The sequence below is a fragment of the Leucobacter ruminantium genome (assembly GCF_017565705.1).
Lineage (GTDB): Bacteria > Actinomycetota > Actinomycetes > Actinomycetales > Microbacteriaceae > Leucobacter > Leucobacter ruminantium.
The window spans coordinates 25,999-51,060 of record NZ_JAGDYL010000015.1; the positions used below are offsets into that span (position 1 = coordinate 25,999).

A 25,062-nucleotide genomic window follows, 5' to 3' on the forward strand; every position below is an offset into this window, starting at 1 on the left:
GCGGCGAGCGCGCCAACACCGGGAATCTCACCAGCACGTCATCCCGGTTGGAATCTTCTCTTGACCGGCGTCTCAACGATTGAGATCCTCGAGCACATCATTGCCGCGAGCCCGGTCTGTGAAGGCTCCCTCCTCGTAGACCCGTCGCGGCCACCAGTCCACCGCCGGCACGATCGCATTCGAGAATTTCTGCGCGAGCGTCCTCACATAGGTCCCCGTGAGGTGGCTCTCATCGAGATAGGTGACGACCCCGCCCTGTGACGGTCGACACTCCCGGTCGGGGCAGATGAAGCCGTTGAGGTCGACCCAGATCACCCCGACCTCCTCGAGGGCGGCGATGTACGCGGGGTCTGTGCTGGTCTCGTAACGGAACGCACAGTCATCGCTGTCGTATCCGAAACGTGTTGCGCACTCGAACAGCGACGTCGGAATGCGAGGGTTGTCCCGCATCGCAACGAAACGGGTGCCCGGATAGGAATGCCGCGCATCGTCGATCCAGTCGACGAGATCGGGTTGGGTCATCTCGAACTCATGGTATGTCTGCGTGCCGAAAAGGACGACGAGATCGGGCTGCTGAGTAGCGATGTAGGCGGCGGCCCGATCCCAGAGATCGACGCATTCCGGCCCCACTCCTTCTCGCGACATGTAGTAGCAACCCGGCGAGACCTGGGTGCGGAATCCCCACCCAGGGTGGCGGTTCACCGCTTCCAGCAGCGCGGCATTGAACTGAGTGGAATGGGAGCTCCCGATCGCGTAGACGACACGTTCGGCTTCACCCTCGACTGCTGGAATCTCGTAGCACAGTTCGGTGAGGAACGGGTCGTCGGCCGCGCAGTCCTGGCCCGCCGAGACCCAGTCGCTCGTCACCAGGCTCACCGCAGGCAGGGGCCCCGTATCGCGCGAAGTCATGCCCGGGGCATTCGCCCCGGCTTCGGAAACGCGGAGCGCCTCGATCGCGGCCCTGTCCTGCCGGAGCTGTTGCGTCAGGCGCATCGTCCCAGCTCCCACCACGCCGACCACGAGGACGATGCTGAGGAGGATCGCGACCGGACTGCGCCATCCCGTTCTCGGAAGCCAGCGCTTCCGCGCGGGTCGGTCTCGTTTGAGCCAGGCGGCGACGGGCCGCTCGAAGCACCGGGCGATCACAAAGCTCAGCGCGCCGGACACTCCCAGAATGAGCAGCCCCTGCCACCAGTTCACCCGCTCCAGCCCGACCGCCCAGAGGAAGAGCACGAGCACCGGCCAGTGCGTGAGGTAGAGCGCATAGGTGTAGCCGCCGAGCTTGTTGAGTGCACCGTGCGCAAGGATGCGGTCCGCCCCGAAACGAGTGGGAGCCCCTGCCGATATGATCACCAGCGCCGCAGCGGAAACCGGCCATAGCGCCGCCCAGCCGGGGAAGCTGGATTCCACGGGTAGCACGAAACCGCAAGCGAGCATCGCGACGATACCGAGCCAAGACGCACAGCTTCGAACGATCCACGGTACTCGCAGCCAGGGCTGTACGAGGGCGAGAACCGAGCCGACCGCGAACTCCCACACCCGGGCGGCTGTGTCGAAATACGCATAGGCCTGATTCTGATCCGTGAGCCACACCGAGTAGGCGAACGAACCGACCGCGAGAACGGAGAACATCCCCAGCAGCATCTTCCGAACGGGGAATCCCAGGTAGCGGGCTCCCGCATCTCCGATGAGGTGGAGCAACGCGAAGAGGATGAACACCTGCCCCTGGACGGACAGCGACCAGAAGTGCTGGAACGGACTCGCAGAGGAACGGTCGGCAGCGAAGTAGTCGACCGTGGCGTCCTGCAGACGCATGTTCTCGAAGTAGAAGAGCGAGCCGAGGGCGTCCGATAGGGACCCCTGCCAGTGATTGGCAGGCAGGAAGGCGAAGACTCCGACCGTGATCAGAGCGATCGTTACGGCAGCGGCCGGAAGCAGTCGGGAGAATTTCTTGATGAGGTACGAGACGGGCCTTGTGATCGAGCCGCCCTCGCTGCGGAGGGCGAGCGACCGGGTCATGAGATAGGCGGAGACGAGGAGGAATACATCGACCCCTCCGGACACCTTTCCGAACCAGATATGAAAGGTCGCCACCATGAGCAGAGCGAGCGTCCTCAGCCCTTGAATCTCGGGGATGTACCCCGCTTTGCGATCGGCCATGCACCTGCCTCAAGCATCGTCTCGAGCGAATCAGCTTGCCAGTCTAGAACGCGGAGCACCAGGTAGCCGAACCTTGGACGATGGCCGAACTTGCTCTCGCCGAGGTCTACCTTGCCCTCGATCGCACGGATGAGAGCCGATCGGCCGGGCACTGCACTGCTCTTCATCGGCGACCGAAGGTCTCAGGACCGGTGGGGTAAAGTGTGAGGGATGCCCGGACGCTATCGCCCGGCGCGAGGCAGTGTCGGGCTGCCGTCACTGGAGGATCATGAATCAGGCTGAACGTTTCGAATCGCTGGCTCAGCAGCCGTTCTCGACGATCGGTGTCCCCGCCGACTCTGGCAAATCGCATGCCAGTTACAAGGGCTTCCTCAGCACCTCTCGGGAGATCATCCAGAATCGCAGCATGCTTGCCCTGCTCGTCAGGCGAGACATCAAGTCGCGGTATAAGGACAGCTCCCTCGGACTCATATGGACGCTGATCCGCCCGCTCACCCAGCTTGCCATCTACTTCGTCGTCGTCGGCAAGTTCCTGGGTGCAGAGCGAGGCATCCCCGACTTCGCCATCTACATCTTCACCGGACTCACTGCCTACGGCCTCTTCTCAGAGATCGTCTCGGGCGGCACCGCCTCGATCCTCGGCAATGCGGGCCTGGTCAAGAAGGTCTACGTTCCACGAGAGCTGTTCCCGTTGGCGGCCACCGGTACCGCGCTCTTCAACTTCGCCATCCAACTGGCCATCCTGATCGTCATCGTCCTAGTGACGGGCAAGTTCCACATCAGCTGGAATCTGCTCTATCTCATCCCGTCCCTGATCGTGCTCATCAGCTTCGGGCTCGCCCTCGCGCTTCTGTTCTCCGCATGGTTCGTCTACCTGCGCGACATCGGATACTTCGTCGAGATCGCAGTCATGGTGCTGATGTGGGCCTCTCCCATTCTGTACTCTTGGCAGATGGTCCACGACGTGGTCATGGGAATCGGCCTGCCGTGGCTTCTTCAGATCTACACGGCGAACCCGGTCACTCTCGCGGTGCTCGGCTTCCAGGAGTCCATCTGGGGAACCGCGGAACGAGGATTGGCACTCCCAGAGAATCTCATGACCCAGTTGTGCGTCGCTGCAGTCCTCGGCCTCCTCTGCGTGGTCGGTGCGCAACGCATCTTCGCCCGTATGCAGGGCAACTTTGCCCAGGAGCTCTAGCCGCAACATGTCACCACTTCATCAGGCCTCCGACCACGCACCGGTTGTTATCACCGCGGATCACATCAGCAAGCAGTTCGTGCTGCGTCGCGACAATTCGCTCAAGGACCGACTGCTGTCCTTCCGAACAGGCCGACAGAATCGCGAGGAATTCGTCGCCCTGGACGACGTCAGCATCGAGGTCAAGGCCGGTCACACCGTAGCCTTGATCGGCCACAACGGGTCGGGGAAGAGCACCCTGCTGAAGATCATCGGCGGCATCCTCGACCCGACATCCGGCACTATTTCACGACGCGGACGCATCGCGGCCCTTCTCGAGCTCGGCGCGGGCTTCCACCCCGATCTCAGCGGGCGCGACAACGTGTACCTCAATGCTTCGCTCCTGGGCATGAGCCGCGCGGAGACCGAGGCGGTGTTCGACGATATCGTCTCCTTCGCCGAGCTCGAGGACTTCATCGACACGCAGGTGAAGTTCTACTCGTCCGGCATGTACGTCCGCCTCGCTTTCGCCGTCGCCGTGCACACCGATCCCGATATCCTGCTCGTCGACGAAGTGCTCGCCGTCGGCGACGAGGCCTTCCAGCGCAAGTGCATGGATACGATCCGCCGTTTCCAGGCCGAGGGCCGCACGATCCTGCTCGTTACCCACAACCTCGGCCAGGTGGTCGAACTCGCAGACAGCGCCGTGCTTCTGCACCACGGCCAGCTCGTCTACGAGGGGGAGCCCCGCGAGGCGGTCGCCCAGTTCCGCGACCTTCTAGAGGAACGCAGGCTCGAGCACGAAGCAGCTCATGCTCCTACAGAAGACGCAGGGGATGGCGCGCCGGACACAGCACGCCCCCAGTTGAAGGCAGAAGTACGCGCATATGGTGATCAGCCGGACCTCGCACTGGAGCCGGGCGGGACGCTGACCGTAGAAGTCAATCTCACGGGTGAATTGGAACTCGACGACTGGGCTTGCGGCGTACAGATCGACAGCACGATGGGAAGTGCTGTTCTCGGCACCTCAACGCCCAGGCTCAACCATTCGGCTAGGCCGATCTCGGGCGCTTGTTCCCTACGTTTTGTATTCGAGGACGTGCAGCTCGGCACCGGTAAGTTCTTCGTGAACGTGTCGATCCTCTCCGCGGATCGCGTTCATCTCTTCGACTGGCTGCAGGCCTGCTCGTTCAACACACGAGCACCTGAGGTGTCAAGCGGGCTCACCTTCGCCCGCCCTTCGGTGACCTCGGTATACACAGATTCAGCATCAGAATGAGGTCGGTTCTGCCTCACCCGTCTGGCGTTACTGAAGGTCAAATGAAGCCAACGCGTCTCTGAGCAGAACCCTAGCCCGGGCATCGAAGGAATGGTCTCTGAGCACTTCTTCGGCTTTATCTCGCCTCTCCGCAGTGTTCGGCCATAGATCATCCCTGTCCAGGAGTTGAATGAGCTCCTGGAGACTACCGTAGGTACGCACCATAGGACCGAATAATTCGTCCATGCCCTGAACACGATCCGAGACTACGCACGCGCCGGAAGCCACTGCCTCGAAGAGCCTGTTGGAGATGAATCCTTCCTGCTTCATGTCCTCCCAGTGATCATTGAGAACTCTACGAGCACCACGATAGGCGGCAGGAACAGCCTCAAAGCTCAGATGGTCCGCTCGAATGTAGCGCGCCTCGACGTATTCCTCCCACCCGTGACCGTAGATTTGCAGTTGCGCTCCAACGCGCACCGCATCAAGCACCACGGGGCGTTCCACTCCTCGCGTCGTTCCGACAAAAAGAATGTCATGGGGATCGGCGGGCCCGGTAGCAGCAAACCTGTCCTGAGAAGCCGCTTGCAGCAGTGGCACCACGAACGTCCCCGTCCTCCGGCTGCGTTCACCAGCCCATTTCTCGCTTGCCGCGTATACGTGGTCCCAGCCTCGATCGATCTCCCGATCGTCCACCATCTCAGGATGGCTAATGATCCACAGCATGTTGACGGCATTCGACACCGGAGTCGGCTCGGCAAGCCCACGCAGCCACAGCACGACGTCGTCCCAGCCGCCTCCCGGCGCTTCTAGCGGAGCACCCAGTCGATCGATACGCACAGTCTGTCCAAGGCGCCGCAACGCCAATGCTAAGTCATCGGCGAACGCTACGTCTCCCCAGGCATCGCCTGCAGCCCCTTGAGGAGCACTGATCTTGACTACCCAGCGAAGTCGTCTGCGAGCGAGCCTGACTCTACGGGCAAAACGCTCACGCAGCCCCGAGCGCGCGGAGCTCATCTATGAAGCATCTCCAGGTACTTCCCGTACCCGCTCTTCACCAGCGGCACTGCGAGCTCGGCGAGTTGCACGTCATCGATCCAGCCGTTACGCCACGCGATCTCCTCGATGCAGCCCACCTTGAAACCCTGCCGATCCTCGATCACGCGCACATACTCAGATGCCTGCATCATCGACTCGAAGGTGCCCGTGTCGAGCCACGCGGTTCCGCGATCGAGAGTCTGCACCGTCAGCTTGCCCGCGTTGAGGTACTCCTCGTTGACGCTGGAGATCTCGAGCTCCCCTCGAGCGCTCGGCTCGATCGTCTTCGAGATGCGCACCACGTCGTTGTCGTAGAAGTAGAGCCCCGGCACAGCGTAGTTGCTCTTCGGCTGGGTCGGCTTCTCCTCGATCGAGATCGCGCGCATGTCCCCGTCGAACTCGACGACTCCATACGCTGTCGGATTCGCGACATGATATGCAAACACGACCGCGCCTTCGATCTCAGTGTGCTTACGCAGGCTCGTTCCAAGGCCGACACCATGAAAGATGTTGTCGCCGAGCACCAGCGCGACGCTGTCATCACCAATGAACTCCTCACCGATGATGAAGGCCTGCGCCAGCCCATCGGGCGAGGGCTGCACAGCGTACTCGAGCCTCATCCCGAGGTGCGAACCGTCGCCGAGCAGCGCTCGGAACTGGTCGTTGTACTCAGGCGTGGTGATGATCAGTACCTCGTTGATGCCTGCCATCATCAGTGTCGACAGGGGGTAGTAGACCATCGGCTTGTCGTAGATCGGCATGAGCTGCTTGGAAATGCCCTTGGTGATGGGCCACAGCCGTGTGCCGGATCCTCCGGCGAGAATGATGCCCTTCATGGGAGCACTTCCTTTCTACGATTCATGAAAATCCTAGCGACGGATTCCTCGGACACCCAGCCCATCCGGCCTCATGAGCGGCCGAGCCCTCGATACTGCCAGCCCGCAGCGCGCCATGCCTCGGGGTCGAGACAGTTCCGGGCGTCGATGATGAGCGGGCGATCAACACCGGTGCGGCGCAGCGTCTGCGCGGGTTCGAGACGCCGGTACTCTTTCCACTCAGTGAGGAGCACCACGATCTCGGCGCCGACGAGCGCCGTGTCGGTATCCGCCTCGTAGTGCAGTTCGGGATGACGCCTCCTGGCGTTCTCGATGCCCTGCGGGTCGGTCACCGTCAGCTCGGCGCCGCCTGCGCGCAGCGCCGCTGCCACGTCGAGCGCGGGTGAGTCGCGCACATCGTCGCTATCCGGCTTGAAGGTCGCGCCGAGCACGGCGATCCGGCGACCCGCGAGGGATCCCTCGCAGTGCTCCTCCACGAGCTGCACGACGCGCGCTCGTCGGCGCAGGTTGATCGCCTCGACCTCGCGCAGGAAGGCCACAGACTCTCCCACGCCGAGCTCCTCCGCTCGCGCCGCGAAGGCTCGGATGTCCTTCGGCAGGCATCCCCCACCGAATCCGACGCCCGCGTTCAGGAATCGTCGGCCGATCCTGGCGTCGTAGCCGATCGCATCGGCGAGCCTCGTCACATCCGCGCCGACCGCCTCGCTGACCTCGGCCATCGCGTTGATGAAGCTGATCTTCGTCGCGAGGAAGGCGTTTGCGGCCGCCTTCACGAGTTCCGCCGTGGCGAAGTCCGTCGCGACCTTCGGCGTCGCTGCAGCGAGCGCCTCGGCGTAGACCGCGTCGAGCAGCCTTTCGGCCGTGTCGGAGTTGCCGCCTGCGGGCAGGCCGTAGACGATGCGATCGGGGCTGAGCGTGTCTTGCACGGCGAAGCCCTCTCGCAGGAATTCGGGATTCCAGGCGAGCATCACTCCGGGCACCCGCTCCGACACCCACGACGACAGCCGCTCGGCCGTGCCGACGGGCACCGTCGACTTGCCCACGAGCAGATTCCCCGGCGAGAGGTGAGGGATCAGGGCTTCGACCGCCGAATCGACATAGCTCATGTCCGCGGAGTTGTCGTTCGCGGACTGCGGGGTGCCGACGGCGATGAAGTGCACCTCGGCGCCCGCGGCCTCGCCGATATCGGTGGAGAAGCGCAGCCTCCCCGAGGCGAGTCCCGATCGCAGGAGCTCGTCGAGCCCGGGCTCGTAGAAAGGCGTGCGCCCCTCCGAGAGCAGTGCGACCTTGCCCGCATCGACGTCGATGCCCACGACGTCGTGGCCCAGATCCGCCATCGCCGCGGCGTGCACCGCACCCAGGTAACCGCAGCCGATCACCGAAATCCTCATGACGCCCTTTCCATGCGTTCCCCGCGCCGCGCCGCGGCGACCTTCAGGCCGCCTCGCAGACGCAAGCCGAGAGTGATGGCCCAGCGCAGCGGCGCGTTCCGGAATCCCGCGTACCGCTTGCCCATGAATCGTACGGCACTCTCGGTCATCGCCCGCTCCACGACCACCGCGTGATTCTTGGTCGAGTGCGCCCCGACGTGCTCGACGGAGACGACCGGATCGTAGACGTTGGTGAAGCCCGCGAGCCCGATGCGGTAGCCGAGGTCGATGTCCTCGAAGTGCATGAAGTAGGCCTCGTCCCACCCGCCGATCCGCTCGTACACGCTCTGCTTCACCATCACAGCAGCACCGGAGAGCGACCCGGCCGACCTGCGCCGCTCGTAGTCGGAGGCCTTCTGGTAGCGCCTGGTCCAGGGATTGCCTTTCCAAACTCTACCGAAGAGGGCGTGCCCGATACCGGTGCCGAGCGATGGGATGTCGCGCGCGGAGGGATAGGTGGTGCCGTCCTCGTTCAGGAGCCTGGGTCCGATCGAACCCGCATCCACATCACCGCTCAGCGAGTCGAGAAGCGGTTCCACCGCGGGCTCGACGAACCTCAGGTCGGGGTTGCAGAAGAAGTACGCGTCGAACGGGCGGTCTGCGCTCGAGCGCATGGCCTCTATCGCGCTCACCCCGCGGTTCATGCCGGCCCCGTACCCGGGATTGTCCGGGAGGGGGAGATACAAGGCCCCGAAACGGGAGGCGAGCGCCTCGACGCTCTCGTGATCCGGCTTGTTGTCGACGACCACGACCGGAATCTCATCGCCGTGGTGCTCTCGGAGGCTGGAGAGGAACACCTCGAGCGCCTCGCCGGAGCCATAGCTCACCGTGATGACGGCCGCGCGTGCGCGAACGTCGGAGGGCACGTGCGATCGAGTCATGCACTCCATCCTAGGTCGCGCCTGCCGACCCCTCGCCCGTGAGCGAGCACCGCCGCTCCCCACCACTCAGACAGCCGAAGTAGACTGAGTGCGGCTCTTGCCTGCGGCCTCGGTCGGTGCGGCGGAGCTGCAGAACAGATGCAGAACATCAGGAGGACCGCAAGTGGCCCGCAAGATTCTCGTGACCGGCGCAGCCGGCTTCATCGGCTCCAACTTCGTGCACTATCTCGTCGCGAACACCGACGACGTGGTGACCGTGCTCGACAAGTTCACCTACGCCGGCAACGAGGCATCGCTCACCGGCCTGCCCGAGAACCGGGTCACCGTGGTGCGCGGCGACATCTGCGACGCCGAGGTCGTTGACCGGCTCGTCGCCGACAGCGACGTCGTCGTGCACTACGCGGCCGAGTCGCACAACGACAACTCGCTGCATGATCCGCGCCCCTTCCTCGACACCAACATCATCGGCACCTACACGCTGCTCGAGGCCGTGCGCCGCCACGGGAAGCGCTATCACCACATCTCCACCGACGAGGTGTACGGAGATCTCGAGCTCGACGACCCGAACCGCTTCACCGAGGCGACCCCCTACAACCCGTCGTCGCCCTACTCCTCGACCAAGGCCGGCAGCGACATGCTCGTGCGGGCCTGGGTACGCTCCTTCGGCGTGCAGGCCACCATCTCGAACTGCTCGAACAACTACGGCCCCCGCCAGCACGTGGAGAAGTTCATCCCCCGCCAGATCACGAACATCCTGGTCGGCGAGCGCCCGAAGCTCTACGGCGAGGGTCTCAACGTGCGCGACTGGATCCACGCCGACGACCACTCCTCCGCAGTGCTCCGCATCGTGGAGGCGGGCCGCATCGGCGAGACCTACCTCATCGGCGCCGACGGTGAGAAGAACAACAAAGAGGTGCTCGAGCTGATCCTCACCGGCATGGGTCAGCCGGCTGACGCCTATGACCACGTCGTCGATCGCCCGGGCCATGATCTGCGCTACGCGATCGACTCGACGAAGCTCCGCACCGAGCTCGGCTGGCAGCCCTCGTTCCCGGACTTCGAGAAGGGCCTCGCCGCGACCATCGACTGGTACCGCGAGAACGAGGCCTGGTGGCAGCCGCAGAAGGCCGCTACCGAGGCCAAGTACAAGGAGCAGGGGCAGTAGGCATGGCGGCGAAGCAGCTCTCGCTCCGCGAGACCACGATCCCCGGCCTCGTCCTCCTCGACCTGCCCGTCCACGGCGACAACCGCGGCTGGTTCAAGGAGAACTGGCAGCGCGAGAAGATGGTCGCGCTCGGTCTGCCCGACTTCGGGCCGGTGCAGAACAACATCTCGTTCAACGACAAGACCGGAGCCACCCGAGGGATCCACGCAGAGCCCTGGGACAAGTACGTCTCCGTCGCGACGGGCAAGATCTTCGGCGCCTGGGTCGATCTGCGCGAGGGGCCGAGCTTCGGCAACGTGTTCACCGCGGAACTCGATCCGTCGACCGCGATCTTCGTGCCCCGCGGCGTCGGCAACTCCTACCAGACGCTCGAAGACGACACCGCATACGTGTACCTCGTCAACGATCACTGGAGCGCCGAGGCGCAGGGCGAGTACACCTTCCTGAATCTCGAGGACGAGACTGCGGCTATCGAGTGGCCCATCCCGCTCGATCAGGCCGAGCGCTCGGAGAAGGATCTCGCTCACCCGCGCCTCGCCGACGTCGTGCCGATGAAGCCGAAGCGCACGCTCGTGCTCGGCGCGAACGGTCAGCTCGGCCGCGCGCTGCGGCAGATCATGCCCGGCGCCGAATTCGCCGGGCGCGACCGCATCGATCTCGCCTCGGACGACCCCTTCGCGGGCGTTCGCTGGGCCGACTACGACACGGTCGTCAACGCGGCGGCCTACACGCAGGTCGATGAGGCGGAGACTGAGACCGGTCGCATCGACGCGTGGGCCGCCAACGTGACGGGTGTCGCCGCGCTCGCGCGAACTGCGACAGAGCACGGACTCACCGTCGTACACGTCTCGAGCGACTACGTCTTCGACGGCACCAAGCGGCTCTACGCCGAGGATGCGGCATTCGCCCCCCTCGGCGTCTACGGCCAGACCAAGGCGGCCGGTGATGCGATCATCGCCACCGTGCCTCGGCACTACATCGTGCGCACCAGCTGGGTGATCGGCGACGGCAACAACTTCGTGCGTACCATGGCGTCCCTCGCCGAGCGCGGCATCGATCCCGCGGTCGTCAACGACCAGATCGGCCGCCTCAGCTTCACCGAGGACATCGCGGCCGGCATCGCGCACCTGCTCCGGGCGCGCCCGGCCTACGGCGTCTACAACCTCACGAACGAGGGCGCCGCGATGTCGTGGGCGGATATCGCGAAGCTCGTCTACGCGGGCACCGGTCACGACGCCGAGCGCGTCAGCGGCGTCAGCACCGAGGAGTACTTCGCGGGGAAATCGGTCGCCCCGCGCCCGCTCAACAGCACTCTCGCCCTCGACAAGATCGAGGCGACCGGCTTCACCCCGCGTGAAGCGCGGGAGGCGCTGGAAGCCTATCTCGGGGGCCTCTAGGCTCCCACCACCTGGCGCCGTCGGAATCATCGGCGGCGCCAGAGACGCGGTCCGGATGCTTCGGGTCGAAGTAGTCGGCTTCGACGGTCTCGCCCTCGCCCAGACCCCACATCGTCGTGTAGAGGTCGCTCGACCTCGACTCCACGACCTCCCGGTATTCGTCCGGGCTCAGCGCAAGGATGCTATCCGCTCGGACTTCGGTGGCGAGCGCTGAGACGCCGACTCCTGCGCGGTGATCCTGCACTTCGAATCCGAGCAAGTCCAACATCGTCGCGAACATGCTGAGCTGGTCGATGTCCTCTCGCGCGAACTCAGCGCCATCGGGGCTCCAGATACGGTTGAAGATCGGCCGGTCCTCGAGCTGCTTCAGTTCCTGATAGCTCGACTGGTCCGAGATGAACCGCTCGTGATCACCCATGACGACGACAACGGTATCGTCCAGGTAACCGCGCTGCTCGAGGTGATCCACAAAACCCGCGACCTGTTCCATCGAGCACCTCATGATCGACGTCATCCCCACGTCAGTGGTGATCGGACAGTACTCGAAGGCGTGCTCCGGGTCATGAGTATCGAGAGTTAGCATCGTGAGGTTGAAGGGCCTGCCGGATGCGTGGAGTCGATCGACCTCGTCCCTCGCATGATCCATCAGGGCGCGGTCGGAGATTCCCCAGTCCGAACGCTCCTCCTCGCCCTCCTCGAGCCAGTGATCCAGGTCGAGCACCTCATCGAAGCCGTGCGTGGTGAGGAACGTCCCTTTGGCGGCGAACGCGGCATCCGCACCTCCGAGGAAGACGTTCTCGTACCCGGCGTCCGCGAGCACGTCACCGAGACACGTGGCCCCCGGCAGATAGGTGTCGGAGTCCTCACCGATCCTGTCGAGTTCGTTCTCTCTCGCGGTCTGGATGCCGCGGAGAGGGATCCCGCACTGCGTACCGACGATTCCGGCCATCGTCCATCCGCCGCCGTCGTACTGACGGAGATTCTCGATCTGCGACCAGTCCCCGGTCGCCCGCTGGATAGGCGCCAGCGCATTCTTCTCGACGAAGCGCTCGTCACCGAACGCCTCCTCCATCGATTCCAGATAGATCAGGACCAGGTTCTTCGGGTGTTCCTGCGCCGTCGCAGCCGGAGCAACGTAGTAGGAGCTGAGCGTGAGGTCCGTGGTCAGGGAACGAACGTGTTGCACCAGACCGATCGTCTGAGCGAACAACGCGGCGCCAAGGGCCAGCACCGCGACGGAGGCGAGGCCTGCACCCCAAGAGGAGACACGTCCGGCGAGGACCGCCCGGCGCCGGGCGGCAGCCGGATCCCTGCGCAGCGCGATGAAGCTGCGCGAGCTGCTCCGCATACGACGCTGTACCACCGCCGCGATGACGGGGACCAGCGCGACGATCAGCGCTGGAATCACCAGCACCTCCCAGACGAAACCGGAGATGTAGCCCGTCTCCGCGCCAGTCGCGCCGTCTCCACCGCCCGCGGGTAGATTCGTCAGCATCTGATCGACGGAGATCATGCCGAAGGTCCGCCGAACCCAGAGTGAGGCGGCAGCCAGAATCGCTCCGACGAGCAGGAGCGCGTAGGTGGCGACGCGACCGACCTTCCTCACCCACGTCACCCACGTGCGGCGCTTGACGCGCCGGGAAGTCTCAGCCATGCTCTGATATGCCACGTGCGGCTTCGGTACTCACCGCGCCCGAACCCGCCCAGAGCCGCCGATAGAGGTCCGGTGAGCGCGACTCGACGAGCTCGGTGTACTCGGCAGGGTCCAGGTCGAGGATGCTCCCGGGCTGGGAGTCGACGAGTGCGGACACCCCGATCCCCGCACGATGGTCGGGGCGGCCGAGCCCGACGAGATCGAGGATCGTCGGATACATGCTGAGCTGATCAGCGCCCGAACGCTCGATCCTCTGCCCGTCCGGGCTCCAGATCCGATTGAATACCGGCCGGTCTTCCACATCGCGCAATGCTTGGAGCGAGATGAATCCCTCGCTCAGGAGCTTCTGGTGGTCACCCGTCACCACCACTACGGTGTCATCGAGGTAGCCCTGTTCCTCCATATGCCGGATGAAGCCGCCGACATAGTCCATCGAGCAGTGGATCACCGACTCCAGGGGATCCTCTGTCGTGACAGGACAATACTCATAGATGTGCGTGGGTTCGTGCGCGTCGACGGTCAGCATCGTGAGGTTGAAAGGCTGCCCGCTCGCGTGCAGCGCGTCCACCTCTTCCGCAGCGAGCTCCATCAGTCTGTGGTCGGACAGACCCCACCCCGAGATATCGGTTTCGCCCTGATCCTCCCAAGTGTTGAGGTCTTTCACCTCGTCGTATCCGTGAGTGTGGAAGAAATTCGCCTTCGCCGCGAACTGGGCGTCGGCCCCTCCCAGGAAGACGTTCCGGTATCCATTGGATGCGAGCACATCGCCCAAGCAGACCGCGCCCGGGAGGTATGACTCGGCCTCGGTGCCGATCCCGTTCCCCACATCGGCATCACTGATGCCGGCTCCTCGCAGGGGCACCCCGCAGCTCGTGCCGATCAGACCTGCCATGGTCCAGCCGCCACCGTCGTACTGCTGGTAATCCTCGATCGTCTGCCACCCCCGGGTCGCCTCCTGGACGGGCTCGAGCATGTTCAGCTCGAAGAGCTCCTCGTTCCCCATCTGGTCCTCGGTGGATTCCAGGAAGATGAGCACGAGGTTCTTGGGGTTCTCGGTGTTGCCCGCTACTGCAGTCCGCTGAGCCTGCAGATCAGGCGTCACGTAGTAGTCGGCCATCGTCGAGGAGGTAGAGAATGAACGCACATACCGATCGAGTCCGACCGTCTGCACGAACATGGAAGTGCCGAAAGCGCAGATCGCGATTGCGGCGAGGGGTGCCGCCCAGGCGTGCAGACGCCGCATGCGCTTGAAACCGGCCGGGCCGGTAGACGAGCTCGAACCATCGCGCTTACGCCCGCGAACGACCGCGCGGCGTCGGAACATGAGAACGAGCAGAGCTAGGCAGGCGACCGCGCCGAGCGGCGCGACGAGCCCCGTCCACACGAAACTCCCGATGTAGTCGACCGAGCCCGTGTTTTCGGCACCGGCGATATTCGTCAGCATCTGATCGACGGAGATGGCCCCGAAAGTGCGTCTGATCCAGAGCGCGGCTCCCGCGAGCACCGCGCCGACCGCCACGAGGGTCCAGCCCAGGATCGCCCATACCGTGCGGAGCACACGGCGGAGACGGCTGCGCCGAGCGCCGACAGGTTCGACAGGTTCTGCCTCCTGCGGCCGATCGTCCGTGTCCGGATCCGTCAACGCCATATGGGCGGCTCACCTCCAGTCTCGCTCGCAGCGCGCCTCTCGACCGGCGCGGAGCAACAACTTCACGAGCCTACGCGGGTGAACTGAACGTGAACCGGAAGCCGACACCGGGTGCAATCTCGCACGGCGCCCGCAGGCGCGCAGGCGCACTCGGCGTAGCCGCACCGCACGGAGCGCGAACCGCGGGAGCCTACTCCTCGGGCTGCGGCGAGGCCTGCGCCACCGCGTCCGCGACCATCTGCTGGATCTGCGCGTAATCGGGCAGCGAGGGATCGACGGTCGGCGGCACGAGCTCGACGGTGACGGGCTGGTGCTCCTTCGCCTTCGTCGCGAGGCTCGCGAAGCGCCCGAGCATCGACTCGGGGATGTCGGTCTGCACGACGCTCGCGCCGCTCTTCGCGATGTCCTGGAAGCGCAGCAGCACGTTCGCCGGCTTCATCTGCGCGAGGATCGCCCGCTGCAGCTCGCGCTGGTGCGCCATGCGGTCGTAATCGCCGTTCGCGAGCCCGTGCCGCACCCGGGCGAAGAGCAGCGCGGTCTGGCCGTCGAGGTGCTGCTCCCCCGGCTCGAGGAAGGCGTCGCCGTCGACCCACGCGCCCGTCGCCGGATCCTCGTATCCGTTGAGCGGGATCGGCTGCTCCACGTTGACGGTCACCCCGCCGAGGGCGTCGATCAGCGAGCTGAAGCCCTCCATATCGATGAGCACGTAGAACTGCACCTGCAAGCCGGTCGCACCGGTCACCGCATCCTTCGTGGCCTCGATGCCCGGCGTGGAACCCTTCGAGACCGCGTCGGCGTACATGCCCTCGTACGACGGCGACCCCGAAGCCTCGAGCTCCGTGATCATCGAGTTGAGGTTGCCCGTCGTGTAGCAGTAGTACCCGCCGCCGTCGACGACCTCGTAGTTGTTCACCTCGTCGCAGTACCCCTCGGGGTAGACGGGGGCCATGGGCGAGGTCTCGGGGAACGGCATATCGGTGAGCTCGCGCGGCAGTCCTACGATCACCGACTGGCCGGTCTTGGCATCGACGCTCACGAGCGAGATGCTGTCGGGCCGCAGCCCCTCGCGGTCGGCGCCGGGGTCGACGCCGAGCAGCAGGATGTTGTAACGGCCGTCGACCGGCTCGACCGCCGGCGCGCCCGCGAAGATGTCGAGCACGCCGCGGCTCGCCCCGATGAGCGACGACGCCCACGCCGCTCCGCCGCTCGCCACCAGCGTCAGGAGCACCGCGATCATCGCGACCGGCGCCCGCCAACCGCGCGACACCTTCACGATGCGGGTCAGCCGCAGCGTGTCGATGCCGAGCACGAGCCACAGCACCGCATAGGCGATGAGCAGCCCCTGCACTACCAGCAGCACGTACGAGTTCGCGATCACCGTGAGCGTGGCCGTCTGGAAGAGCAGCAGGCCGACGAGCGTAGCGATGAGCAGCAGCAGCGCGACCCCCGTCGCCGCGAGGCCGAAGCGGCCCAGGCGCCGGTTGCCCGCGAGCACCTGCGCACTGCCCGGGAGCAGGAATCCGAGAACCACGAGCCACCGCGCCCGCTTGTCCATCAGCGGGGCGGAGTCGGTGTCGGGGTAGCGGATGGGCCGCTCGAGATCCTGGCTCACTGACCGTACTTTATCAAAAGGCCGTCGTTAGAAGACGGTGCGCCCCTGCGAACAGGTCTGCTGATCGGCGCGCTGGCCGGTGATGTTCGACGGCAGCTCCACCGGGGCGTTCGGGTCGGCGGCCGGGGTCTCCGTCGGGGGGATCGTCGCGGGGTCGACCGGCTGACCCGTCGCGGGGTCGATAGGCCAACCCGTAGCCGGGTCGATCGGCCACCCGGTGGCCGGGTCGATCGGCAGACCGGTCTCGGGGTCGACCTGCGGCTCGGCCGAGGGATCGGCGGTCTCCGCCGTGCCATCTGCGGCGACGCCCTCGCCCACCGCGGTCACGTTGAACGGCTGGCCCGAGACGACCGCGTCGATGAGCGCCTGCGCCGAAGCGCTGTCGGGGGTGAGCCTGCCGGCCTCGTATGGATGGGTGGTCGTCGGATACTGCACGAAGTTGATGCGGCTGAGATCGATGTCCTTGACCGTGCCGGCTGCGGCCTGCATGAACGGCACGTTCGCCATGTTGTCGGAGAGCGTCATGTTCTCGACGATCGCCTTCGCGAGGCCGTAGACCTTCATAGGGTCGCCGAGGGTGTTCGAGCTCTTGAGCTGGCGCATCATCGCCGACATGAAGACCTGCTGGTTGCTGATGCGGCTCGTGTCGCCGCCGTCGCCGACGCCGTGACGGGTGCGCAGGAACTGCAGCGCCTGCCCGCCCGAGAGCGTGTTCATGCCCGCGGGCAGTTCAAGGCCGGTGTAGGGATCGTCGATGGGCTGGGTGAGGCACACCTCGACGCCGCCGATCGCGTTCGACATCTGGATGACGCCGTCGAAGGTGACCATGCCGGCGTAGGGGATCTCCATCCCCGTGAGCTCCGAGATCGTGGCCGCGACGCACGGCAGGCCGCCCACGCCGAGCGTGGTGTTGATCTGCTGCTCGCTCATCGCGGGCGTGTAGTCCGGCTCCCCGTTCGGGCCCGGGCAGCTCGGGATCGGCACCATCAGGTCGCGCGGGAAGCTGATGACGGTCGCGTTCTCGTGGTCTGCCGAGACGTGCAGCAGCAGGTTCACGTCGTTGAGCTCGCCGGTCTCCCCGTCGTCGAGGCTCTGCCCCGCGCGGGTGTCGGAGCCGACGAGCAGCACCGTGAGCGGGCCGTCGAGCGACTGCGAGCTGAGATCGACCGCGTCGACACCGGGGGCGCTGCCCCCGAGCGACACGGTGTTGACGTTCTGCGCCAGACCCCACACGGCGTACGCGACCGTGGCGACACCGCTCAGACCGACCACCAGAGCACCCGTGATGAGCACCCGCAGCGCGTTGCCCCACGAGCTCGAGCGACGCAACCTGCCGTGCCTGAATCGGCTCGACACCCCGTGCTCGCGGTTCTTGCTCATCGTCATCCGGTCCCTCGTGCCGAGCGGGCACGTCGCCCGCTCTCCCCTGCTCTCATCGGCTCGGGATCCCTTCCCGAACGCGCAAAATACGTAGACGAATCTACCCGAGCGGTCCAGGGAATGACCTGAGCACTTCGTCGGATCCCTTTCGACCTGGAAGTTCATCTCTCGCGACGCTTTCCCAGCATGACGCTCCGTAGAATGATGATGGACCGAGTATGGAATCGAGAATGGCGGGAGGATCGTGACCGCAATCACGCTCATCGCCGAGCCCTTTCCCGACTGGGAGGCGGAGCAGCACTCCGCCGCCTCGAGGGATCTGGCCGCCGCAGTCGCCGCTACCGCGCCCCGCACCTGCAGCGCCCGCTACTTGATCTCCAAGGGGGCGGAGCTCCCCACATTCACGTCTCCGCTGCTGCGCACCGAGCACCTGCCCATGCCGGCGAAATCGCTGCCGCTCGTATGGCGCGCCGGTTCGGCCGCCCGCCCGCTCGACGGCGAGTTCGTGCACGCGATCACCCCGCTCGCCCCCCTTCGCGCCCGCGAGGAGGACGACGGATCTCAGACCTCGGTGCTCGTGCCACACAGCATCGCCTGGGATGCGCCGGAGCTGCTGGGCAAGAACCTGGCCAAGCTGTACCGAACCTACGTGCGCCGCGCCGCGAAATACGCGGACGTGATCCTCACTCCCACGCAAGCGACCGCGGAGGCCCTGCAGGCGCACTACGGCGCCGACCTCCCCGTGCAGGTCTTCCCGCTCGCACCGCCCACCGAGTTCCTGGCCCCCGCTGATGCGGCGGAGCAGTCCCTCGCGCTCGGACTGCCCGAGCGCTACGCCGCGACCACTGCCGTCGCGGGCGAGCACGGGCGCCTCGAGTGGATCTTCGACGCGCTGCGCGCCGATCCCTCGCTGCCGCCGGTCGTGATCATCGAGGGCCTCGACCCGGTTCCGCCCGCGCAGCCCAAGCGGGGCGGTCCCGAGCAGTCGACCGCCGCGGGGGTTCCCGAAGACCTGCAGGGCCGCGTACTCAGCGTGAAGCCCCGCACCCTGAGCGACGTCGGCACGATCCTCTCGGGCGCCGACCTGCTGCTGCAGCCGCAGGCCTACGCAACCACCGGATACACGCTGCTCGGCGCACTCGCCGCGAACGCCCCCGTGCTGCACGCTGGGCACGCCGCGACCGCGGAACTCGTCTTCGACGCGGGAACCGCCGCCGAGGACGCCGCGGGCTTCGCAGCGGAGTTCAGCCGCATCGCACGCGAGCCCGATGAACTCGAACGGCTCCGCGTCATCGCTCGCGATCGCAGCCGCAGCTTCGGCTGGCGCAACACGGCCTGGCAGCTCTGGGAGACGCACGCCGACATCTGAGGCAGGCCCCGCTGGTCGAGCAAGCGGTGCTTCCGCCTACTCCGCGGCGATGCGCTCCTGCAGCGCGGCGTTCTTCTGCTCCACCATCTCCTCGAGCCCCTGCGCGTAGGAGTCCAGCTGCTTCGCGAGCTCGGGGTCGGAGGAGCCGAGGATGCGCGCGGCCAGCAGCCCGGCGTTCTTCGCACCGCCGATGCTGACGGTCGCGACAGGGATCCCTCCAGGCATCTGCACGATCGAGAGCAGCGAATCGAGCCCGTCGAGCTTCGCGAGCGGCACCGGTACACCGATCACCGGCAGCGTGGTCATCGACGCGACCATGCCGGGCAGATGGGCAGCGCCGCCTGCGCCCGCGATGATCACCCGCAGGCCGCGGCCGGCCGCCTCATTCGCATAGGACACCATCTTGGCGGGCGTGCGGTGCGCGCTCACCACCTCGACCTCGTGCGCGATGCCGAAATCGCGGAGCACCTGCACCGCATCGCTCATCACATCGAAGTCGCTGTCGGAGCCCATGATCACGCCGACGAGGGGGGATGCGGTTTCAGCCATGTCCCAATCGTAGCGGTCGGGGGAGGGTGCTTCGGCTCGTCATCCAGACATCCCATTCACACCGGCATCACCCGTGATTCACGCGATTCGCGAGTGATGTCGGTGCTGTTCGGTTTGGTGGCCGCGCATCGTCGCCCGCCCGTGCATCCCGTCCGAAGATGCACCCCATACGCCGACCCCGTAAACTGTCCACGTCAGATCATCGCCGATCGCGGCTGTGCCGCGTCGGGAGCGAGTGGAGAATGCCCATGGCACAGTTCGCCCAGCAGCCGCCGCCGTGGGAACAGCCCGAGAACCAGGGCCGACCGCCTGCTCAGCAGCAGTTCCCTCCGCCCCCGCCGATGCCGCAGCAGCCCGGCGCGTCTCAGATGCCTCAGCAGCCCGTCGCGCCGCCGATGCCGCCCCCTCCCCCGCAAATGCCCTCGCCGCCGATGCCCGCAGGGCAGCAACAGCAGCCGTACCAGCAACAGCAACAGCAGCACCACCAGCAGCAGCAGCCGAACTATCAGCAGCAGCCGTACCAGCAGAGCATGCCGCAGACACCGCCGATGCCGCCGATGCCCTCCGCGCCGATGCCGCCTGCGCCACCCGCACGGCAGAGCGCACCCCCGAACCCTCCGGCACCGCCGCGGGGCTTCCAGCAGCCGCTTCCACCGCAGGGCTTCCAGCAGCACCCGCAGTTCACGCAGGCGTCCCCTCCCCCGCCCCCGCAGCCTGCCCCGCAGCAACCGACGCCGCCGCAACCGCAGGGCTTCCCCGCATACCAGGTCGCTCAGCCTCTCGCACCCCCGCCCCGCCCCTCGGCCTTCTCCGGCCCCGCAGGGCAGCGTCGTGTGCAGCCCGCCCGCCCGCTGGGCGAGACGCAGCCGCCGCCCTCCGACATCCCGCTGGTGCTCCCGGGGCCTGAACTCGGCGCAGTGAGGCCCGAGCCGCTCCCCGAGGCGGCCGAACCCGGCCCCGTGCCCTCCGTCGAGCCCGCCGAGCAACCGGTGGCCGCAGCCGTACCGGAGGCGCCGTCCGCGCAGGAGATACCGCCCGCGCAGGAGGCACCTCCCGCGCAGGAGACACCTCCCGCGCAGGAAACACCGCCCGCGCCGACCGAGGCCGTGCACGCCCCGCCGCCTGCTGCTGAGAACGTCGAGCCGGCCCACCGCGAACCTGCATCCGCACCTGCCCCCGTACCGGCGCCCGCATCGGTCTCCGATCCCTACGACGACGAGGAGTTCGAAGCCACCATCGTCGTGCCCCGCGCCAAGACGGCGACGCGGTGGAAACTCATCGATCTCGACGGCACCGCCTACCCGTTGCACGCCTCGAACGTGCTCGGTCGCAGACCCGCACCCAAGGACGCACCGGAGCAGGCGCAACTCGTCTCGCTCTCCGACGCCGAGCGGGTGCTCTCGCGCACCCACGCCCTGCTCGAGGTCGACGCCGACGGACTTTGGGTCACCGACCTCGACTCCACGAACGGCACCGACCTGGTCGACGCCGACGGCGGCATGGTCGAGTGCGAACCGCGGGAACGCACCGCCGTCGCCGCGGGTTTCAGCCTCAGCCTCGGCGGCAGGCTGGTCTCGTTCGAGGGCCCGACAGACTGAGCCGCGCGGAAGCGCGGAGGATCCCTCGCGAGACGGGTTCCGCGAGGGATCCCTCGCGGAACCCGTGCCGCACCAGGCTCAGGCGAAAGCCTCCGCAGCAGCCCGCGCCTCGGCGAGCACAGCCTCGAGATCGTCGCCCGTCACCGTGACATGCCCCACCTTGCGGCCCGGCCGAGGCTGCTTGTCGTAGCTGTGCACCTTCGCGCGGGAATGCTCCGCGAGCACGGTCGTGTAACGCACCGGCATGGGGCCCTCCTCGGGCCCGCCGAGCACATTCACCATCACCGCGGCGGGCGCGGTCATCGAGGTGTCGCCGAGCGGCAGGTCGGCGACCGCGCGCAGATGCTGCTCGAACTGGCTGGTCACCGAACCCTCGATCGAGAAGTGGCCCGAGTTGTGCGGACGCATCGCCAGCTCGTTCACGAGCACGCGCCCGTCTCGTGTCTCGAACATCTCGACCGCGAGCACCCCGGTCACTCGCACGCCCTCGGCGACGGCGGCGCCGATGCGGGCTGCCTCGTCGAGGGTCTCCGGGTTCGCCACGGGAGCCGGCGCGATGACCTCCGCGCAGACGCCGTCGCGCTGGATGGTCTCGACGACCGGCCAGGTGCGGCTCTCGCCACTCGGGCGGCGCGCCACGAGCTGCGAGAGCTCGCGCACGAAATCGACGAGCTCCTCGACCAGCAGGCGGCCTCCTCGGCCGTCTTCGGCGAGCGCGGTGAACCAGTCGCGCACCTCATCGGCCTGCGACACGACGCGCACTCCCTTGCCGTCGTAGCCGCCGCGAGCGGTCTTCACGACCGCGCGACCGCCGTGCTCGTCGATGAAGCGCTGCAGCTCGGCCTCGTCGGCAACGGCGGCCCAGGCGGGCACGGGCACGCCGAGCTCTCCGAGCTTCTCGCGCATGAGGATCTTGTCCTGCGCGTACTGCAGTGCGTCGGGGCGGGGGTGCACGGCCTTGCCCCGGCGCTCGAGTTCGCGCAGGATCTCGCCCGGAACGTGCTCGTGGTCGAAGGTGACCACGTCTACCGTGTCGGCGAAGGCGTAGACCGTCTCGGGGTCGCGGTAGTCGCCGACGGCGTCAGCGGCACGGGCCGCGCTCGATCCCTCGACCTCGGCCAGCACGCTGATGCGCAGGCCCAGGTGAATCGCAGGGGGCACCATCATGCGGGCCAGCTGCCCGCCCCCGATGACGCCGATGCTGATGCTGCCGCTCTCCAGACCCATGGCTTCTATTCTGCCCTACCGGGCTCCGCCGGCTGATGAGCCTGTCGCGCCACCCGAATCAGTTGACGCTAGTCAACCATCGCGATATAGTTGACAACTGTCAACGAATCGGGCGCTCCGACATCGACATCCGGCGCCAACCCCCGGCACCCGATGCCCGCGCCCGGCAGCCGCGCGAGAGGGATCCCTCGCCCCCGCGCATCGCACACCCCGACCCGAAAGAGCCTCTATGACCTCGACCACAGCGCAGACCGCAGACGCGGGCGTGCTCACCGGCCGCGCGAAGAACCTCGCGCTCACCGGCCTCTTCCTCAGCATGGCCGTCTCCATGCTCTCGATGTCGGTCGTCGGCACCTCGATGCCGATCATCATCGCCGACATCGGCGGCAACCAGGCCGCCTTCACCTGGGTGATGACCGCGACCATGCTCGCGAGCGCCATCACGACGCCCATCTGGGGCAAGCTCGCCGACCTCACCAGCAAGAAGGTGCTGCTGCAGCTCTCGCTGATCGTGTTCGTGCTGGGCTCCGCCGCGGCGGGCCTCGCGCACGATCCCACGTGGCTCATCACCTCGCGCGTCTTCCAGGGCGTCGGCGCGGGCGGCCTCGGCGCGCTCGGCCAGATCGTGCTCGCCGAGATCATCAGCCCCCGCGAGCGCGGCAAGTACATGGGCATCATGGGCGCCATCATGGCGGTCTCGACCGTCGGCGGCCCGCTGCTCGGCGGCTGGATCACGGACGCCGCCGGCTGGCGCTGGAACTTCTACGTCTCCGTGCCGATCGCGATCGTCGCGATCGTCGTGCTGCAGCGCACGCTCCACCTGCAGACGCTCAGGCGCAAGGTGACGATCGACTACTGGGGCGCCGTGCTCATCTCGGCCGGCTTCTCGAGCCTGCTCATCTGGGTGACGCTCGGCGGCCAGGAGTTCGACTGGTGGTCGCTCCCGACGCTCGTGATGGTGGGCGGCGGGCTGCTGCTGCTCGTCATCGCCGTGATCGTCGAGCTGCGCGTCGAGGAGCCGCTGATCCCGATGCACCTGTTCAAGAACCGCACCTTCACGATGGCCGTGATCGCCTCGATCGCCGTCGGCCTCGCGATGTTCGGCACCTCGGTGTTCCTCGGCCAGTACATGCAGCTGGCCCGGGGCAAGACCCCGACCGAGTCGGGCCTGCTCACGATTCCGATGATGGCGGGCGTGCTGCTCGCCTCGACCGTCGTGGGCCAGATCATCTCGCGCACCGGCAAATGGAAGCGCTACATGGTCGCGGGCTCGTTCGTCCTGCTCGCGGGCCTCGTGATGATGGGGCAGCTGCGCTACGACACGTCGTTCTGGTATGTGGGCGTCTCGATGTTCATCCTCGGCGCCGGCGTCGGCATGTGCATGCAGAACCTCGTGCTCGTCGTGCAGAACACCGTGTCGCCGAACGAACTCGGTGTCTCGAGCTCGGCCGTCACCTTCTTCCGCACCATCGGCGGCACGGCCGGCATGTCGGCCATGGGCGCGATGCTCTCGCAGCAGGTGATCGAGTTCATCAAGGAGGGGCTGGCGGCGCTCGCCAAGACGAATCCGGCCGCGATGGCCGGAGCCGACAAGCTGTCGGGAGGCACGATCCCCAAGATCGCCGAGCTCCCTGCCCCGATCCGCACCGTCGTCGAGGACGCCTACGGCCATGGCATCGGCGATGTGTTCCTCGCTGCGTCACCGGTCGCGATCGTCGCCATCATCGCCATCATGTTCATCCCGAACATCCCGCTCAGCTCGAAGAGCGCGGCCCAGCAGCGAGCCGAGCTGCAGCGCGAGGCGGCCGCCGGCTCGGAGGCCACGGGAACCGTCACTCCGCAGTTCTTCGATGCCGCGGTCGAGGCGGCTACGGGTCAGATCCCGGTCGTCGCGGGCCGGCTGCCCGGCGAGGGATCGGCCTCGGCCGGCGAGGGGGCGGACGCGGGCGAGGGATCCGCGCGCGCGACTTCGGGGTCGAGTGCCGGCGCGGGCGAGGGATCCGCAGCCGCCGGCCGCCCGGATCCGCGCGACCCGGGTGCAGCCGGCTCCGCCGGGTCGGACCGCTAGGATCTGAGCGTGCACACGCAGAGCGACTCGTCCCCGCACCGGCCGGATGCGGGGGCGAGCGCCGCATCCGCCTCGAAGGAGGAGCAGATCTCGGCGATCATCTCCGAGTTCTCGGAGGTCTTCGCCTTCGCTCGCAGCCGCTGGACGAGTTTCGCGAATGAGATCCACCCCGATCTCAAGGGCGTCGGGATGATGGTGATGCAGCTGGTGCTGAAGAAGGGTCCCGTCACCGCGACCGGCCTCAGCCAGATGCTCGACATGGACAAGGCTCTCGTGAGCCGCCAGGTCGCGAAGTTACGCGAGCTCGGCTTCGTGGAGACGGAGCCGGCCCCCGAGGATCGACGGGTGGTACTGCTCACCGCCACACCCATGGCGGACGAGCTGATCGAGCAGCTGCGCGAGCGCTGGGCGCACCTCTACCACGAACGCTTCGGAGACTGGAGCGTCGAGGATCTCGCGCAGCTGCGCGCGGGCCTGCACCGCTTCAACTCGTCGGCGCACGACGTGCGCGTCGAGGGCCCGGCGGGGCGCTGCGCCCGCGATCACGGCGGCGGGCACGGCGGCGGAGAGGCGCGCGGCTAGGCGGGCTCGGTGCCGCGACAACGCGCCGCGCAC

General features: G+C 66.7%; 19 protein-coding genes. 8 read left to right on the forward strand and 11 right to left on the reverse strand.

The window, feature by feature from the left end:
* Window positions 1-72: 72 nt before the first annotated feature.
* Window positions 73-2,160 carry an acyltransferase family protein gene (locus J4H91_RS09510; RefSeq protein WP_341783503.1) on the reverse strand — a complete coding sequence of 696 codons (2,088 nt, stop codon included), beginning with the start codon at window positions 2,158-2,160 and terminating at the stop codon, window positions 73-75.
* A gap of 268 nt (window positions 2,161-2,428) precedes the next feature.
* Here J4H91_RS09510 and J4H91_RS09515 point away from each other — a divergent pair, with 268 nt between their 5' ends.
* The gene (locus tag J4H91_RS09515; protein WP_208046031.1) at window positions 2,429-3,358 is read left to right on the forward strand and encodes an ABC transporter permease; all 930 of its coding nucleotides are present in this window, start codon (window positions 2,429-2,431) and stop codon (window positions 3,356-3,358) included.
* 7 nt (window positions 3,359-3,365) lie between these two features.
* Window positions 3,366-4,616 (forward strand): ABC transporter ATP-binding protein, encoded by a 1,251-nt coding sequence (locus tag J4H91_RS09520; RefSeq protein WP_208046032.1) that lies wholly within the window; start codon window positions 3,366-3,368, stop codon window positions 4,614-4,616.
* A gap of 27 nt (window positions 4,617-4,643) precedes the next feature.
* Here J4H91_RS09520 and J4H91_RS09525 read toward each other — a convergent pair whose 3' ends face one another.
* The 4 genes from J4H91_RS09525 to J4H91_RS09540 form a co-directional block, all read right to left on the reverse strand.
* Complete coding sequence (locus tag J4H91_RS09525) at window positions 4,644-5,612, reverse strand: glycosyltransferase family protein (RefSeq protein WP_208046033.1); 969 nt, start codon at window positions 5,610-5,612, stop codon at window positions 4,644-4,646.
* Complete coding sequence (gene rfbA / locus J4H91_RS09530; RefSeq protein ID WP_208046034.1) at window positions 5,609-6,469, reverse strand: glucose-1-phosphate thymidylyltransferase RfbA; 861 nt, start codon at window positions 6,467-6,469, stop codon at window positions 5,609-5,611. Before rfbA ends, J4H91_RS09525 begins: the two co-directional genes overlap by 4 nt.
* A 71-nt stretch (window positions 6,470-6,540) precedes the next feature.
* Window positions 6,541-7,860, reverse strand: coding sequence for a UDP-glucose dehydrogenase family protein (locus tag J4H91_RS09535; RefSeq protein ID WP_208046035.1), 1,320 nt, complete (start codon window positions 7,858-7,860; stop codon window positions 6,541-6,543).
* Entirely contained in the window at window positions 7,857-8,780 is a 924-nt protein-coding gene (locus J4H91_RS09540) for a glycosyltransferase (protein WP_208046036.1), read from the reverse strand. The genes J4H91_RS09535 and J4H91_RS09540 overlap by 4 nt, the downstream gene beginning before the upstream one ends.
* Before the next feature lie 163 nt (window positions 8,781-8,943).
* On the opposite strand from J4H91_RS09540, the gene rfbB reads away from it, so the two are divergent.
* Window positions 8,944-9,945, forward strand: a complete 1,002-nt coding sequence (gene rfbB / locus J4H91_RS09545) for a dTDP-glucose 4,6-dehydratase (protein ID WP_208046037.1) — start codon at window positions 8,944-8,946, stop codon at window positions 9,943-9,945.
* 2 nt (window positions 9,946-9,947) lie between these two features.
* On the forward strand, window positions 9,948-11,342 hold the full coding sequence (locus J4H91_RS09550) for a sugar nucleotide-binding protein (protein WP_208046038.1): 1,395 nt from the start codon (window positions 9,948-9,950) through the stop codon (window positions 11,340-11,342).
* On the opposite strand, the gene J4H91_RS09555 is transcribed toward J4H91_RS09550, so the two are convergent.
* The 4 genes from J4H91_RS09555 to J4H91_RS09570 form a co-directional block, all read right to left on the reverse strand.
* Window positions 11,290-12,996 carry a sulfatase-like hydrolase/transferase gene (locus tag J4H91_RS09555; protein ID WP_208046039.1) on the reverse strand — a complete coding sequence of 569 codons (1,707 nt, stop codon included), beginning with the start codon at window positions 12,994-12,996 and terminating at the stop codon, window positions 11,290-11,292. The two genes, J4H91_RS09550 and J4H91_RS09555, sit on opposite strands and share 53 nt — an antisense overlap.
* Window positions 12,989-14,554, reverse strand: a complete 1,566-nt coding sequence (locus J4H91_RS15895; protein WP_208046040.1) for a sulfatase-like hydrolase/transferase — start codon at window positions 14,552-14,554, stop codon at window positions 12,989-12,991. Before J4H91_RS15895 ends, J4H91_RS09555 begins: the two co-directional genes overlap by 8 nt.
* Window positions 14,555-14,834: 280 nt before the next feature.
* Window positions 14,835-16,256 carry an LCP family glycopolymer transferase gene (locus J4H91_RS09565; RefSeq protein ID WP_208046041.1) on the reverse strand — a complete coding sequence of 474 codons (1,422 nt, stop codon included), beginning with the start codon at window positions 16,254-16,256 and terminating at the stop codon, window positions 14,835-14,837.
* 27 nt (window positions 16,257-16,283) lie between these two features.
* Entirely contained in the window at window positions 16,284-17,636 is a 1,353-nt protein-coding gene (locus J4H91_RS09570; RefSeq protein WP_208046042.1) for an LCP family protein, read from the reverse strand.
* Window positions 17,637-17,880: 244 nt separating this feature from the next.
* Between J4H91_RS09570 and J4H91_RS09575 the strand changes: the two genes are divergently transcribed.
* Complete coding sequence (locus tag J4H91_RS09575; protein WP_208046043.1) at window positions 17,881-19,005, forward strand: glycosyltransferase; 1,125 nt, start codon at window positions 17,881-17,883, stop codon at window positions 19,003-19,005.
* A 36-nt stretch (window positions 19,006-19,041) separates the two neighbouring features.
* Here J4H91_RS09575 and purE read toward each other — a convergent pair whose 3' ends face one another.
* Window positions 19,042-19,554, reverse strand: coding sequence for a 5-(carboxyamino)imidazole ribonucleotide mutase (purE, locus tag J4H91_RS09580; RefSeq protein WP_208046044.1), 513 nt, complete (start codon window positions 19,552-19,554; stop codon window positions 19,042-19,044).
* Window positions 19,555-19,802: 248 nt separating this feature from the next.
* Between purE and J4H91_RS09585 the strand changes: the two genes are divergently transcribed.
* Window positions 19,803-21,152 (forward strand): FHA domain-containing protein, encoded by a 1,350-nt coding sequence (locus J4H91_RS09585; RefSeq protein ID WP_208046045.1) that lies wholly within the window; start codon window positions 19,803-19,805, stop codon window positions 21,150-21,152.
* Between the two features lie 78 nt (window positions 21,153-21,230).
* Here the strand turns inward: J4H91_RS09585 and J4H91_RS09590 are convergent, their stop codons facing one another.
* A complete protein-coding gene (locus J4H91_RS09590; protein ID WP_208046046.1) occupies window positions 21,231-22,379 on the reverse strand; it encodes a 5-(carboxyamino)imidazole ribonucleotide synthase in 1,149 nt (382 codons plus the stop codon).
* Between the two features lie 229 nt (window positions 22,380-22,608).
* Here J4H91_RS09590 and J4H91_RS09595 point away from each other — a divergent pair, with 229 nt between their 5' ends.
* Window positions 22,609-24,447 (forward strand): DHA2 family efflux MFS transporter permease subunit, encoded by a 1,839-nt coding sequence (locus J4H91_RS09595; protein WP_208046047.1) that lies wholly within the window; start codon window positions 22,609-22,611, stop codon window positions 24,445-24,447.
* Window positions 24,448-24,456: 9 nt separating this feature from the next.
* Window positions 24,457-25,029 (forward strand): MarR family transcriptional regulator, encoded by a 573-nt coding sequence (locus J4H91_RS15580; RefSeq protein ID WP_208046048.1) that lies wholly within the window; start codon window positions 24,457-24,459, stop codon window positions 25,027-25,029.
* The last annotated feature ends 33 nt before the right edge of the window (window positions 25,030-25,062 follow it).

What these genes read in the sequence shown, in the direction of transcription:
- J4H91_RS09535 (WP_208046035.1), bottom strand. Translation starts at nt 7,860, where the DNA reads ATGAGGATTTCGGTGATCGGCTGCGGTTACCTGGGTGCGGTGCACGCC.
- J4H91_RS09555 (WP_208046039.1), bottom strand. Translation starts at nt 12,996, where the DNA reads ATGGCTGAGACTTCCCGGCGCGTCAAGCGCCGCACGTGGGTGACGTGG.
- J4H91_RS09585 (WP_208046045.1), top strand. Translation starts at nt 19,803, where the DNA reads ATGGCACAGTTCGCCCAGCAGCCGCCGCCGTGGGAACAGCCCGAGAAC.
- J4H91_RS09520 (WP_208046032.1), top strand. Translation starts at nt 3,366, where the DNA reads ATGTCACCACTTCATCAGGCCTCCGACCACGCACCGGTTGTTATCACC.
- J4H91_RS09550 (WP_208046038.1), top strand. Translation starts at nt 9,948, where the DNA reads ATGGCGGCGAAGCAGCTCTCGCTCCGCGAGACCACGATCCCCGGCCTC.
- J4H91_RS09540 (WP_208046036.1), bottom strand. Translation starts at nt 8,780, where the DNA reads ATGACTCGATCGCACGTGCCCTCCGACGTTCGCGCACGCGCGGCCGTC.
- rfbA (WP_208046034.1), bottom strand. Translation starts at nt 6,469, where the DNA reads ATGAAGGGCATCATTCTCGCCGGAGGATCCGGCACACGGCTGTGGCCC.
- J4H91_RS09590 (WP_208046046.1), bottom strand. Translation starts at nt 22,379, where the DNA reads ATGGGTCTGGAGAGCGGCAGCATCAGCATCGGCGTCATCGGGGGCGGG.
- J4H91_RS09510 (WP_341783503.1), bottom strand. Translation starts at nt 2,160, where the DNA reads ATGGCCGATCGCAAAGCGGGGTACATCCCCGAGATTCAAGGGCTGAGG.
- J4H91_RS09595 (WP_208046047.1), top strand. Translation starts at nt 22,609, where the DNA reads ATGACCTCGACCACAGCGCAGACCGCAGACGCGGGCGTGCTCACCGGC.
- J4H91_RS09515 (WP_208046031.1), top strand. Translation starts at nt 2,429, where the DNA reads ATGAATCAGGCTGAACGTTTCGAATCGCTGGCTCAGCAGCCGTTCTCG.
- J4H91_RS09570 (WP_208046042.1), bottom strand. Translation starts at nt 17,636, where the DNA reads ATGAGCAAGAACCGCGAGCACGGGGTGTCGAGCCGATTCAGGCACGGC.
- purE (WP_208046044.1), bottom strand. Translation starts at nt 19,554, where the DNA reads ATGGCTGAAACCGCATCCCCCCTCGTCGGCGTGATCATGGGCTCCGAC.
- J4H91_RS09525 (WP_208046033.1), bottom strand. Translation starts at nt 5,612, where the DNA reads ATGAGCTCCGCGCGCTCGGGGCTGCGTGAGCGTTTTGCCCGTAGAGTC.